10 protein-coding genes are annotated in these 12,150 nt (G+C 72.0%); 3 read left to right on the forward strand and 7 right to left on the reverse strand.

All coding sequences use genetic code 11. The annotated features are described in order from the left end of the window. The first annotated feature begins 78 nt into the window (after positions 1-78). Positions 79-1,737: a DUF222 domain-containing protein gene (locus tag EUA98_RS10630; RefSeq protein WP_130102661.1), complete on the forward strand. Its 1,659-nt coding sequence runs from the start codon at positions 79-81 to the stop codon at positions 1,735-1,737. Between the two features lie 179 nt (positions 1,738-1,916). On the opposite strand, the gene EUA98_RS10635 is transcribed toward EUA98_RS10630, so the two are convergent. From EUA98_RS10635 to EUA98_RS10665, 7 genes are all read right to left on the reverse strand, one after another. Next, the gene (locus tag EUA98_RS10635) at positions 1,917-2,825 is read right to left on the reverse strand and encodes an ABC transporter permease (protein WP_130102662.1); all 909 of its coding nucleotides are present in this window, start codon (positions 2,823-2,825) and stop codon (positions 1,917-1,919) included. Next, entirely contained in the window at positions 2,825-3,796 is a 972-nt protein-coding gene (locus EUA98_RS10640; RefSeq protein WP_130102663.1) for an ATP-binding cassette domain-containing protein, read from the reverse strand. Before EUA98_RS10640 ends, EUA98_RS10635 begins: the two co-directional genes overlap by 1 nt. Positions 3,797-3,938: 142 nt before the next feature. Then, positions 3,939-4,349 carry a heat shock protein transcriptional repressor HspR gene (locus EUA98_RS10645; protein ID WP_130102664.1) on the reverse strand — a complete coding sequence of 137 codons (411 nt, stop codon included), beginning with the start codon at positions 4,347-4,349 and terminating at the stop codon, positions 3,939-3,941. A 78-nt stretch (positions 4,350-4,427) separates the two neighbouring features. Continuing rightward, positions 4,428-5,432 carry a DnaJ C-terminal domain-containing protein gene (locus tag EUA98_RS10650; RefSeq protein WP_130102665.1) on the reverse strand — a complete coding sequence of 335 codons (1,005 nt, stop codon included), beginning with the start codon at positions 5,430-5,432 and terminating at the stop codon, positions 4,428-4,430. A gap of 118 nt (positions 5,433-5,550) precedes the next feature. Then, the gene (grpE, locus tag EUA98_RS10655; protein WP_130102666.1) at positions 5,551-6,147 is read right to left on the reverse strand and encodes a nucleotide exchange factor GrpE; all 597 of its coding nucleotides are present in this window, start codon (positions 6,145-6,147) and stop codon (positions 5,551-5,553) included. Beyond that, on the reverse strand, positions 6,144-8,009 hold the full coding sequence (dnaK, locus tag EUA98_RS10660) for a molecular chaperone DnaK (RefSeq protein ID WP_130102667.1): 1,866 nt from the start codon (positions 8,007-8,009) through the stop codon (positions 6,144-6,146). Before dnaK ends, grpE begins: the two co-directional genes overlap by 4 nt. Positions 8,010-8,604: 595 nt before the next feature. Further along, a complete protein-coding gene (locus tag EUA98_RS10665) occupies positions 8,605-10,599 on the reverse strand; it encodes an ABC transporter ATP-binding protein (RefSeq protein ID WP_130102668.1) in 1,995 nt (664 codons plus the stop codon). A 152-nt stretch (positions 10,600-10,751) separates the two neighbouring features. On the opposite strand from EUA98_RS10665, the gene EUA98_RS10670 reads away from it, so the two are divergent. Next, positions 10,752-11,867 carry a GNAT family N-acetyltransferase gene (locus EUA98_RS10670; RefSeq protein WP_130102669.1) on the forward strand — a complete coding sequence of 372 codons (1,116 nt, stop codon included), beginning with the start codon at positions 10,752-10,754 and terminating at the stop codon, positions 11,865-11,867. Positions 11,868-11,898: 31 nt separating this feature from the next. Further along, complete coding sequence (locus EUA98_RS10675) at positions 11,899-12,144, forward strand: DUF4235 domain-containing protein (RefSeq protein WP_242511389.1); 246 nt, start codon at positions 11,899-11,901, stop codon at positions 12,142-12,144. The last annotated feature ends 6 nt before the right edge of the window (positions 12,145-12,150 follow it).

Here is a 12,150-nt window from a genome sequence, read left to right on the forward strand (position 1 = left end):
CGCGCCCGTGTGGCGCTTATCCCCGCATTTTGGTATCTCCACACGCTCATCATATCCACGCTAAGCGACACACTACACATGTTCGATCACCGGTGGCTGCAGAGCGACGTGGCTGGTCAGCGGCCTGCGCCGACCCAGGACGCGCCCGGCACCCCGCACGGGCCCGGGCCGCGGGACCGGGCTGGCACCGCGGACGTGGCCGGCTCGCAGGTGATGCCGGCTGGGTGGGTGGAGCCGTCGGCGGACCTGGTGGCCCTGTGGGCCGCGATCGATGCCGCGCTGGGCGAGCCGGACGTCCCCGCCAGCTACGCCGAGACGGCCGCGGAGCGGTTGGACGACTTTGACCTGGTGGAGCTGATCGCCCGGCTGGAGCGGGACGCGTCCCACGCCCGGGCCCGCCAGCTGGTCGCGGTCGAGGTCCTGTCGCGGCGGGCGTCGATGAACCCGTCCTGGCCGATCACAGTGGCCCAACCGAACGTGGCCGGGGAGGAGGTCGCCGCCGCGCTGGGCACCTCCCGGGCCGCCGGACGCGAGCTGGTGGACACCGCCCGCCTGTTCGCCGGCCCGCTGCTGGCCACCGCCACCGCCCTGGAGGCCGGGCAGATCGACTGGGGCAAGGCCCGCATCGTGGCCGCCGTGCTCGGCGACGTGGCGGTCCAGGTCGCCGCCGACGTCCAGGACCGGGTCCTGCCCCACGCCGGACGCCGCACCCACACCCAGCTGCGCGCCGACCTGGCCAAGGCGTTGATCGTGGTCGACCCCACCGACGCCGAGCAGCGCACCGTGCGCGCGGTCGACCACCGCCGGGTGTGCCGACCCAAGGTCCTGGCCGACGGGATGGCCGGGATCTGGGCCGTGCTGCCCGCCGCGGTCGCCGCCGCGATCGACACCGCCCTGACCGCCACCGCCCGCCACGCCACACACGCCGGCGACCCGCGCACCACCGACCAGCTCCGCGCCGACGCGTTCGCGGCCGCCCTGATCGGCACCGGCACCGGCGCCCACCGGCACGGCCCGGGCGGGTCAGGCGGGTCGGGCGACGCGGTGTCCTCCCACTGCCCCGGCGCCTCGTTCGGCCCCTCCGCCACCACACCCGCAGCCACCGAACCAGCCCTCGCCGGGGTGGCGCCCACTGGACCGGCCCCCACCGGACCGGCGCCGAGCGTGCCGAGCCCGCCGAACCCGCTCACCCTGGCCGGCGGGGTGCACGTGGACGTCACGGTGTCCCTGGCCACCCTGCTCGGCCTGGACGAGAACCCCGGACAGCTCGCCGGGTACGGGCCGATCACCGCCCAGACCGCCCGCCAACTGGCCGCCGCCGGGACCTGGCGGCGCCTGGTCACCGACCCGCTCACCGGCACCGTCTTGGACGTGGGCACCACCCGGTACCACCCACCCGCCGACCTCGCCGCGATGATCCGCGCCCGCGACCACCACTGCCTGTCCATGATCTGCGCCGTGGCCGCCGACCGGTGCGACCTCGACCACCGCGAACCGTTCCACCCCGACGGCACCGGCGGAGCCACCTCCGCCGCCAACCTCGGCCCCCTGTGCAGGCGCGACCACCTGATCAAGACCCACGCCCGATGGCACCTATCCACCGACCCCCAGACGCCGGGTTCGTACACGTGGACCACCCCCACCGGGCACAGCTACCCCTACCGACCCGACCCACCGCCCGGGCACGAACCCCCACTGACCCGCGACTTCGACTGGGACACCCCACCCCCGTTCTGACGCGCGACCCCACCGTTCTCACGCACACACCCCGGCCTGACGCGCGCCTCGGCCTGACGCGCGCCCGGCTCTGATCCCGAGTCCCCTTCTCGCGACGCACTGTGAGCCCCAAGCGCGCGACCCATCGTGGGCCCCAAGGACCCTGGAGTGCTGACAGCCTGTCGGGCGCCGCCTCCGGATCAGACCTTGCGGCGGTAGGCGCGCATGGCGAGCGGGAGGAACACCGCCACCAGTCCCACGCACCATACGAGCGTCCACCAGACGTGGTTGCCGATCGGCTCGCCCAGGAAGAGCCCGCGCATCGACGCGACCAGGTGAGTCAGCGGGTTGACGTTGACGAACCCCTGCATCCAGCCGGGGAGCGAGCCCGTCGGGACGAAGACGTTCGAGGCGAAGCTCAGCGGCATGACCAGCAGGAACATGATTCCCTGCACGGCACCCGAGGTGCGCACCTTCATCCCGACGAACACGGACACCCAGGAGAGCGAGAGGGCGAACAGCACCGCGAGCAGGCAGCCGGCCACGGCCGAGGCCACGTTCGTCTGGATGCGGAAACCCATGGCGTAGCCGATCGCGAACGTGGAGATGGTCACGAGCACGTAGCGCACGACGTCGCCGAGCACCGCTCCGATGAGTGGTGCCGACCGCGGGATCGGCAGGGACCGGAACCGGTCGAAGATGCCCTTCTCGAGGTCGGTGTTGAGATTCACCCCGATCGCGATCGCGCCCTGCGCGATGGTCTGGGCGAGGATGCCGGGCAGCAGGAACTGGAGGTAGTCGCCGGTCGAGCCCGCGACCGCACCGCCGAAGATGTACACGAAGATCACCAGGAAGATCACCGGCTGCAGCGTGACGTCGATCAGCGCCTCGGGGGTGCGCCAGGTCTTGATCAGGCTCCGCTTGGCGAGCGTGAGCGAGTGGCGCAGCAGGGGAAGGGGCCGGGGCTTGGCAGCAGCGACGGGGACTGCGACAACGACGCCGCTGCCCGACGCGTCGCCCTGACGCAGCGGCCCGACCGAGGGAGGACTGGCGGCGGGGTCGGCGGTGAGGTCGGCGGCGGGATTCGTGGCAGCGGTATTGGTGGTCATCAGGCCACTTCCTCGGTGGTGTCGGACGAGGTTCGACCCGTCAGGGTGAAGAAGACCTCGTCCAGGCTCGGCAGGTGCAGGGACATTTCGGTGACGGCGATGCCGGCGGACGCGAGACGCGCGACCGTGGCCGACAGGGCATCGCCGTCGGACACGGGGACGGACAGCAGGCCCTTGCGGGACTCCTCCGGCGCGCCGGCGGCGGACACCGCCGCGAGGATCGTCGCGGTCTCGGCCAGGCGGGTGACGTCGGAGGGGCGAACCTCGAGGGTCTGGCCGCCGACGATGCGTTTGAGCCCTTCGGGGGTGTCGTGCGCGATGACGCGGCCGTGGTCGATCACGGTGATCTCGTCGGCGAGCGCGTCAGCCTCGTCGAGGTACTGGGTGGTGAGCAGCACCGTGGAACCGTCCGCGACGAGCGAGCGGATCACGTTCCACATGTCCTCGCGCTTGGACGGGTCGAGGCCCGTGGTCGGCTCGTCGAGGAAGATCACCTCGGGGCGACCGACCAGGCTCGACGCCAGGTCGAGCCGGCGTCGCATCCCGCCCGAGTAGGTCTTCGCGGGCCGGTCCGCCGCATCCGTCAGATCGAACCACTCGAGCAGCTCCGCGGCGCGCTGCCGGGCCGCCGGGGCGCGCAGGTCCAGCAGGCGACCGATCATCACGATGTTCTGCCGCCCGGTGAGGTCTTCGTCGACGGACGCGTACTGGCCGGTCAGGCCGATGGACTGCCGCACCCGCTGGGCGTCGTGAGCGACGTCGTGCCCCGCGACGCGGGCGTGCCCGCCGTCGGCGGTGAGCAGGGTGGCGAGGATACGGACGGCGGTCGTCTTGCCAGCGCCGTTCGGGCCGAGGACGCCCAGCACGGTGCCGCGGGCGACGGACAGGTCGACGCCTTGCAGCGCCTTGGTCGTGCCGAAGCTCTTGGTCAGGCCCTCGGCCTCGATCACCAGGTCGTGGTGTGTTGTCATACCGCCGAGCCTGGCGGGCTCCGCTGAGGCGACGGTGACATCCGCCTGACACCGTGGGTGGATCGCAGCGAAGGACCGGCATCGGTCACCTGTCCGCGCAGGTCAGCGCGGGGCGCAGTCCGTCAGCGCGGGGCGCAGTCCGTCAGCGCGGGGTCGGCCGCCACAGGACGAGAGTCCCGGGCGCCGTCGTGCGGGCGGGGCGGCGGCCCCGGGGCACGGCGACGACCTCACCTCCGGGGCCGGCCGTGAAGACCCGGTGACCGGGCTCCGCGAGCGCGCGCAGGATCTCCACCTGGTTGCGCAACCGGTGGACCTCGGACTCCAGCGCGAGGATCCGCTTGATGCCGGCGAGATTGATGCCCTCCTCGTGGGAGAGCCGCTGCACCTCACGCAGGCTCGCGATGTCGCGCAGCGAGTAGCGGCGACCCCGACCGCGGGCCCGGCCGGGCGACACCAGGCCGAGCCGGTCGTACTGCCGCAGGGTCTGCGGGTGCAGGCCGGCGAGCTCGGCCGCGACCGAGATCACGAAGACCTGTGCGTCCTCGGGAACCATCTCCACCTCCGCCCGCTCTGCCGTGCGCCGTTGCGTCGTACTTCGTGCCGGTCGATCCACTGCCGGTCGATCCACTCGTCACTCCACCGCGCGGGCCGCCAGGTCGGCTCGCGGGTCGTCGCCCGCCGTCGCAGCGGCGAAGGCCTCGACCGCGTCCCGCGCAGCGCCGGTCAGCTTCTGCGGCACCACGACCTGGACGGTCACCAGCAGGTCGCCCGTGCCCTTGACCGTCGTGATGCCCTTGCCGCGCACGCGCAGCACCCGGCCCGACGGCGTGCCCTCGGGCACGCGGAGCCGGACCGTGTCGCCGTCGAACGTCGGGACCGTCACGGTCGCGCCGAGCGCCGCCTCGTCGAAGGTCACCGGCAGGTTCAGCCGCAGGTTGTTCGCGTCGAGGGTGAACACCGGGTGCGGGCTGACCTTCACGGTCACGACGAGGTCGCCGGCGGCTCCACCGGGCTCGCCGGCGCGGCCGCGACCGCGGAGCCGGATCTTCTGCCCGTCGCGCACCCCGGCCGGGATCCGCGCGGTGACGTTGCGTCCGTCGACCCCGAGGGTCACCGTCGAACCCTCGACCGCCTGCCGGAACGGCAGCGTGGTGGACGCCGCGAGGTCGACCCCCGGGCGGGGCGCACGGAACCCGCCGCCGCCACCACCGGCGGCGCCACCGCCGAACAGCCCGCCGAGGAGGTCCTCGAAACCGGCGCCGCCGCCCTGCTGGCTGTACCGCGCCTGCGGTCCGCCGGCCCGGCCCCCGCCACCGCCACCGAACATCCCGCCGAACATGTCCTCGAACCCGGCGCTCGAGCCGCCGCCTCGGCCCGAACCGGCGGAGAACCGCGGCCCGCCCGCCATCGCGCGCAGCTGGTCGTACTGCTGCCGCTGCTTGGGGTCGGACAGCACCGCGTAGGCCTCGCCGACCTCCTTGAACTTCGCCTCGGCCTTCGCGTCACCGGGGTTGTGGTCCGGGTGCAGCTTGCGAGCGAGCTTGCGGAAGGACTTCTTGATCTCGGTGTCGTCAGCGGTCTTCGACACGCCGAGCACGGAGTAGAAGTCCTTCTCCAACCAGTCCTGGCCGGTCATCGTGCCTCAATCTCTCGCCCATGGTTCTCGATGACGTGGTTCTCGATACACGCGCGTTCGCGCCCCGTGGGACTTCTCCCAGCGGGACGCGAACGCACGGCCGTGCCTTGTCGACCTGTCAGGCGTCCGGATCCGCGACGGCGACCCGGGCAGCTCGCACGACCCGGCCGGCGACCCGGTGACCGGGCTGCATCACGAGCGACACGGTCGGTTCGGTCACGTCGTCCGAGTGCTGGTGCATGAGCGCCTCGTGCACCTGCGGGTCGAACACCTCACCGATCGCGCCATACCGCTCCCACCCGAACCGGGTGAGCGTCGCCTCGAGCTTCTCGGCGATCGCCGCGAACGGCGTCCCCTCGAGCTCACCGTGCTGGCGCGCCAGGTCGATGTCGTCGAGCGCCGGGATCAGGGCCTCGAGGACCTGGCTGACGGCCTGGTCCCGCGCGACGCTCCGGTCCCGCTCGACGCGCCGACGGTAGTTGACGTACTCCGCCTGCACGCGCTGAAGGTCCGACAACCGTTCCTCGGCGAGCGCGACGGCACCGATCAGCTCGGCATCCGCGCCGGCGGGCTCGAAGTCGAGCCCCTCGAGCGGATCCACGTCGAACTCGCCCGACGAACTGTCGCCCGAGACCGGGGCGGGCTCGTTCGCCGCACCGGTCTCGGGGTCGAACTCGTCTTCCCCACCGGGGTTCACAGCGGGGTGCTCGGTCACTTCGACGCGTCCTCGTCGTCCACGATCTCGGCGTCGACGATGTCGTCGTCCGCACTGGCCGACGGCGTCTCGTCGTCGGCCGGGGCGGCGCCGTCGGCCGGGGCGGCCGAGCTCGCGGCGTACAGGGCCTCGCCGATCTTCTGGCTGACGGTCACGAGGATGGCCTGCTTCGCCTTGACCTCGGCGACGTCGGTGCCCTCGAGCGCCGTGCGCAGCTCGGCGACGGCGGCCTTGACCTCGGTCGTCACGTCCTCGGGCAGCTTCTCGGCGTTCTCCACCAGGAGCTTGTCGGTCGAGTAGACGAGCTGCTCGGCGGAGTTGCGCGCGTCGGCTTCCTCACGGCGCTCCTTGTCCTCGGCGGCGTGCGCCTCGGCCTCCTTGACCATGCGGTCGATCTCGTCCTTCGGCAGCGCGGAGCCGCCGGTGATCGTCATCGACTGCTCCTTGTTCGTGCCACGGTCCTTCGCCGAGACGTGCACGATGCCGTTCGCGTCGATGTCGAACGTGACCTCGATCTGCGGGACACCGCGCGGCGCCGGCGCGATGCCGGTCAGCTCGAACGTCCCGAGCGGCTTGTTGTCCCGGGCGAACTCGCGCTCACCCTGGAACACCTGGATCAGCACCGACGGCTGGTTGTCGTCCGCCGTGGAGAAGATCTCGCTCCGCTTGGTCGGGATGGCCGTGTTGCGCTCGATGAGCTTGGTCATCACCCCGCCCTTGGTCTCGATGCCGAGGCTCAGGGGCGTGACGTCGATGAGCAGCACGTCCTTGCGCTCACCCTTGATGACGCCGGCCTGCAGCGCGGCGCCGACGGCGACGACCTCGTCCGGGTTGACGCCCTTGTTGGGCTCCTTGCCGCCCGTGAGCTCACGCACGACGTCGGCGACGGCCGGCATCCGGGTCGAGCCACCGACCATGACGATGTGGTCGATGTCGCCGACCTTGACGCCCGCGTCGCGGATGACGGAGTTGAACGGCGCCTTGGTGCGCTCGAGCAGGTCAGCGGTCATCTGCTCGAACTGCGCGCGGGTGAGCTTCTCGTCCAGGTGGATCGGGCCGTTCTCGCTCATCGACAGGTACTGCATCGACACGTTGGTGCTCGTCGCGGACGAGAGCTCCTTCTTGGCCTGCTCGGACGCCTCACGCAGACGCTGGAGGGCGATCTTGTCCTTCGACAGGTCGACGCCGGTCGCGTTCTTGACCTGCTTGATCAAGTACTCGACGATCCGGTTGTCCCAGTCGTCGCCGCCGAGGCGGTTGTCGCCCGAGGTCGAGCGGACCTGGATGGTCGAGAAGTCGTCCTCGTCCTTGCCCACCTCGAGCAGGGAGACGTCGAACGTGCCGCCACCGAGGTCGAAGACGAGGATGAGCTCGTCCTCCTTGCCCTTGTCCAGGCCGTAGGCCAGCGCGGCCGCGGTGGGCTCGTTGACGATCCGGAGCACGTTGAGGCCGGCGATCTGGCCGGCATCCTTCGTGGCCTGGCGCTGAGCGTCGTTGTAGTACGCCGGCACCGTGACGACCGCGTCGGTGACGGGCTCGCCCAGGTACTCCTCGGCGTCGCGCTTGAGCTTGCCCAGGATGCGGGCCGAGATCTCCTGCGCGGAGTACTGCTTGTCGTCGATGGCGACGGACCAGTCGGAGCCCATGTGGCGCTTGACCGAGCTGATCGTGCGGTCGACGTTCGTGACCGCCTGGCGCTTGGCGACCTCGCCGACAAGCACCTCACCGGTCTTCGAGAACGCGACGACCGAGGGGGTCGTACGAGCTCCCTCGGCGTTCGCGATCACGGTGGGCTCGCCACCCTCAAGGACAGAAACCACAGAGTTCGTGGTGCCGAGGTCGATTCCGACCGCTCGTGCCATGGTCATTTCCTCCACTGCGTGCTGGTGCCCGCGACGACTTGCCGGGGCTCTTGAGCCTGCTGGGCTCAAGTCTGCAACGGTTGGCCTCGCGGCGCAAATTCGTGACGCCAGACTTGAGTCTGTCAGGCTCAACTACGTCGAGAGGCGGGGCATTCCCCCTGCCCAGGCCGCCGTGCGACCTCGATCCACCCGTGCTCGCCAACGGTGACCTTGGTGCCGTCGCCTCTGAGCGACACGGGAGGCGAACGGCTCATGCCCGACCCGAAGCGTCAGGTGGGACCGGGGTGATCTTGTCCGATCGCGGCCAGGCTGACGAACGGTTCCGACGACGCGCGTGCGACCAGCTCGCTGAAGGCGTCCGCGAAGAGCTGCTCATCGAGAGCCGTCATGTCAGTCCCCTGTGAGTCATCGATCGTCGAGTGCACCTCAGTGGTCGTCGTGATCACGCTCGGAGTCTGATCACGCTCGGAGTCTCGGCCATCGAGGTGGACGACGGATGACTGGCGTGCAGCTTCGTGACGCACCGCAGGTGACGATCACGCGAGTGCCTCAGAGTGCCGCCCGAGCCGCGTCGCGCTCAGACGAGCGTCGTGCCTCAGACGAGCAGCTGGTGCCGGGCGAGCTCGTGATAGAGCGCGCTGGCGACCAGGAGCTCGCTGTGGGTGCCGATCGCGACGACGCGGCCGGCGTCGAGCACGACGATCTGGTCCGCACTCGCGACGGTGGCCAGCCGGTGCGCGACGATCACCACGGTGCGCCCGACGGCGGCGGACGCGATGGCGGCTTTCATCGCCTGTTCGTTCCGGCCGTCCAGGCTCGACGTCGGTTCGTCCAGGAGCAGGAGCGGGGCGTTGCCGATCAGCGCCCGGGCGATCCCGAGGCGCTGGCGCTCCCCGCCGGACAGGCCCGCGCCGCCGTCCCCCACCACGGCGTCCAGGCCGTCGGGGTGCTGGTCGACCCGGGCGAGCAGGTTCACCGACGCCAGCACGCGCCGGCACTCCTCGTCCGTGGTGTCGGGGGCGGCGAGCACGAGGTTGTCGCGGATCGTGCCCGCCAGCACGGGCGCGTCCTGCTCGACGTAGCCGATCCGGGCGCGCAGCGCGGCTCGGTCCCGCGCGCGGATGTCCGCGCCCTCGAACCTGATCGTGCCCGCATCGGGTTCGTAGAACCGCTCGACCAGGGCGAGCAGGGTCGACTTTCCCGCGCCCGACGGGCCGACGATCGCCGTCGTGGACCCCCGCGGAACCGCGAACGTGACGTCGTCGAGGATGACGTCGGCGTTGCGGTCCCGGCCGGAGGCCCGGACGACGCTGCGGTACCGGAACGAGACCCCCTCGAACGAGAGCACCGGGTCGTCGTCGGTGAGCCGGTCGGGCTCGGTGAGCCGGTCGAGCGAGGGGACGACGACGGCGGCGTCGTGGGCGTCGGCGTGGGCGTGGGCGTGGGCGTCGTCGGCGGCGTCGGCTTCGTCCTGGGTGTCCTCATCCTCGGTCGGCAGGTCGAGGATCTCCTGGATCCGGGCGAGCGAGCCGAGCGCGCTGCGGACCGTGCTGATCGCACTGAACGCCTGCCCGAGCGGCATCAGCATCATGAACAGGAACAGGATGAAGGTGATCAGGTCGGCCACGGACAGCGTGCCCGCGGCGACCCGGTACCCGCCGACGCCCAGCACCGCGAGGAACGCGCCCTGGATGGCCAGCCCGCTCACGGGCCACAGGATCGCGCCGACCCGGGCGATCGCGACTCCGAAGCTGTACGCCGACTCGGCGTCGGCCTCGAGCCGGTCGCTCTCCCGCTCGGTGGCCCCGGTGGCCCGCACCGTGCGAATGGCCGTCAGGGCCCGTTCGACGCCGGCCGCGACCCGACCGACCGCCTCCTGCGACGCGCGCGTGAGGGTCTGGATCCGCGCGCTCGCCACCACGACGCTCACCACGGCGAGGCCGATCACCGCCACGGTCAGGCCGAGGAGCGCCGGATCGATCAGGGCCATGGCGACCAGCGACCCGACGAAGACCAGAGCGCCCCCGAGCGCGTCGACGAGCCCGCCGGTCAGCACCGCACGGAGCAGTGTCGTGTCCGACCCGACCCGGGACACCATGTCGCCGGTGCGCCGGGTGTCGAACTCGCGCACGGGCAGCCGCAGGAGGTGCCGGATCAGCTTGCGGCGGGCACTGAGGACGACGCCCTCCGCGGTGCGCTCCAGCAGGAACTGCTGCACGGCTCCGAGGAGTCCGGCGCCGACGAGCAGCCCGATCAGGACAGCCACCGCGGGGCCGTAGGGCTCGCCCGCGCCGACGGCGGTGATCACCCGGTTCACGGCGAGCGGCTGCGCGAGGCTCAGGGCGGCGGCGACCAGCGAGATGACCACCACGACGCTGAGCACCGGCCGGTGCTCGCCGAGGTAGGCGAACAGGTCTCGCAGCCGGGCCGGGGGTGCGGCGGGGACCTCGGCTGGGGCGTCCGGCGGGGCGTCCGGCGGGGCGTCGGGCGGGAGGTCGGGCGGGAGGTCGGGCGGGGCGTCGGGCGGGGCGTCGGGCGGGAGGTCGACGCCGTCAGCGACCGGCGTCACCCGCGGGTCCGTGTCACTCATCGGTTGCCCTCCTGTGAGCCGACGCCTGCGTAGCCGACGCCCGGGTGAGCCGACGCCCCGTGCGGGCCCCCTCGCCATCGCATCGCCAGCGTAAGACGACTCCGCGCGGAAATCGCGTGACCGGCACGGGGTGCCCGAGGCATCCTGACCGGGTGAATCCCGCCTGGCAGGTCCATCCCGTCCCGGTCCCCGACTCGCTCGAGGACGACGACGCCTGGGCGTTGCACGCCATGACCGACCTCGATCGGCTGGTCAACGAGGCGGTGTGGGGGCACGACGACCTCGCCTACCCGGCCGCCGCGAGTCTCGCCAAGATGCGCGACGAGCACTACACGCGCAGGGCCCACCTCGTCGCCGTCTCGCCCGATCGCCCTCGCGACGTGGTCGGGGCCGCCCTGGTCCGGCTGCCTCAGCACGGCAACTCCCACCTCCTCGAGGTCGATCTCCTGGTGCACCCGGAGCACGAGGGCCACGGGGTCGACGACGCGCTGCTGACCGCGACGCTGGCCAGCGCCCGGGCGGCGGGCCGCAGCGTCGTGGTCCTGTCGAGCGAGCACACCCGCGAGCCGGCGGCCGGCGACCCGGACGCCCTCGTGGCGCCGACCGGCAGCGGCCGGATCTCGCGCACCGACCCGGGCGCCACGCTCGCCGAGCGGTTCGGCTTCACCCTCGAGCAGGCCGAGCGCTACAGCCTGCTGCCGCTGCCGGTCGCACCCGAGCGGCTCGCCGAGCTGCACCGGTCCGCCGCTGCCCACGCGGGACCGGACTACCGCACCCTGACCTGGCAGGACCGCTGCCCGGACCGGTGGGTCGACGACTACGCGCGGCTGGAGACCCGCATGAGCACGGACGCGCCGTCCGCCGGGCTCGAGACCGCCGAGGACCCGTGGGACGAGCAGCGGGTCCGCGTCGCCGAGGCCGCCACCGCCGAGGCCGGCCGCGGCAGCCTGGTCACGGTGGTCGAGCACGTCCCGACGGGCACGCTGGCCGGCTTCACGATGGTCGAGTTCCCGCGGCAGTCACCCGAGATCGTGTTCCAGCAGGACACCCTCGTGCTGCGCGAGCACCGCGGACGCCGGCTCGGGCTGCTCATCAAGGCGGTCAACCTCGAGCATCTCGCGACGCTGCGACCGCACGCCCGACGGCTGCACACGTGGAACGCTGAGGAGAACGCGCACATGCTCGCGATCAACATCGCGCTCGGCTTCGTCCCCGTCGGGGTCTACGGCGTGTGGCAGAAGCACGTGGAAGCGGCCACTCACCGATAGCGTGATGGCCTCGCCGATCTCAGGAGGTCTCGTGGCCAAGCTCGACCAGTCCACCAAGTCCAAGCTCATCGGCACGGCGGTCGCTCTCGTCGGCGCGATGGCCGTGCAGAAGGCCGTCTCGTTCGTCTGGACGGCCATGAGCGGCCATCGACCGCCCCCCGACGACGACACCAGCGCCGGTCTCGGGGAGATCGCCGCGGCCGCCGTGATCACCGGCGCGGCGATGGCGCTCGTCCGGGTCCTGGCGGTCCGTGGCGCGCGGCGCGCGATCGACTAGAGGCCC

This window comes from Pengzhenrongella frigida (assembly GCF_004168625.1).
Classification (GTDB): Bacteria; Actinomycetota; Actinomycetes; order Actinomycetales; family Cellulomonadaceae; genus Pengzhenrongella; species Pengzhenrongella frigida.

Coding starts and splice junctions, on each gene's coding strand:
- EUA98_RS10630 (WP_130102661.1), top strand. CDS start 79: ATGTTCGATCACCGGTGGCTGCAGAGCGACGTGGCTGGTCAGCGGCCT.
- EUA98_RS10635 (WP_130102662.1), bottom strand. CDS start 2,825: ATGACCACCAATACCGCTGCCACGAATCCCGCCGCCGACCTCACCGCC.
- EUA98_RS10640 (WP_130102663.1), bottom strand. CDS start 3,796: ATGACAACACACCACGACCTGGTGATCGAGGCCGAGGGCCTGACCAAG.
- EUA98_RS10645 (WP_130102664.1), bottom strand. CDS start 4,349: ATGGTTCCCGAGGACGCACAGGTCTTCGTGATCTCGGTCGCGGCCGAG.
- EUA98_RS10650 (WP_130102665.1), bottom strand. CDS start 5,432: ATGACCGGCCAGGACTGGTTGGAGAAGGACTTCTACTCCGTGCTCGGC.
- dnaK (WP_130102667.1), bottom strand. CDS start 8,009: ATGGCACGAGCGGTCGGAATCGACCTCGGCACCACGAACTCTGTGGTT.
- EUA98_RS10665 (WP_130102668.1), bottom strand. CDS start 10,599: ATGAGTGACACGGACCCGCGGGTGACGCCGGTCGCTGACGGCGTCGAC.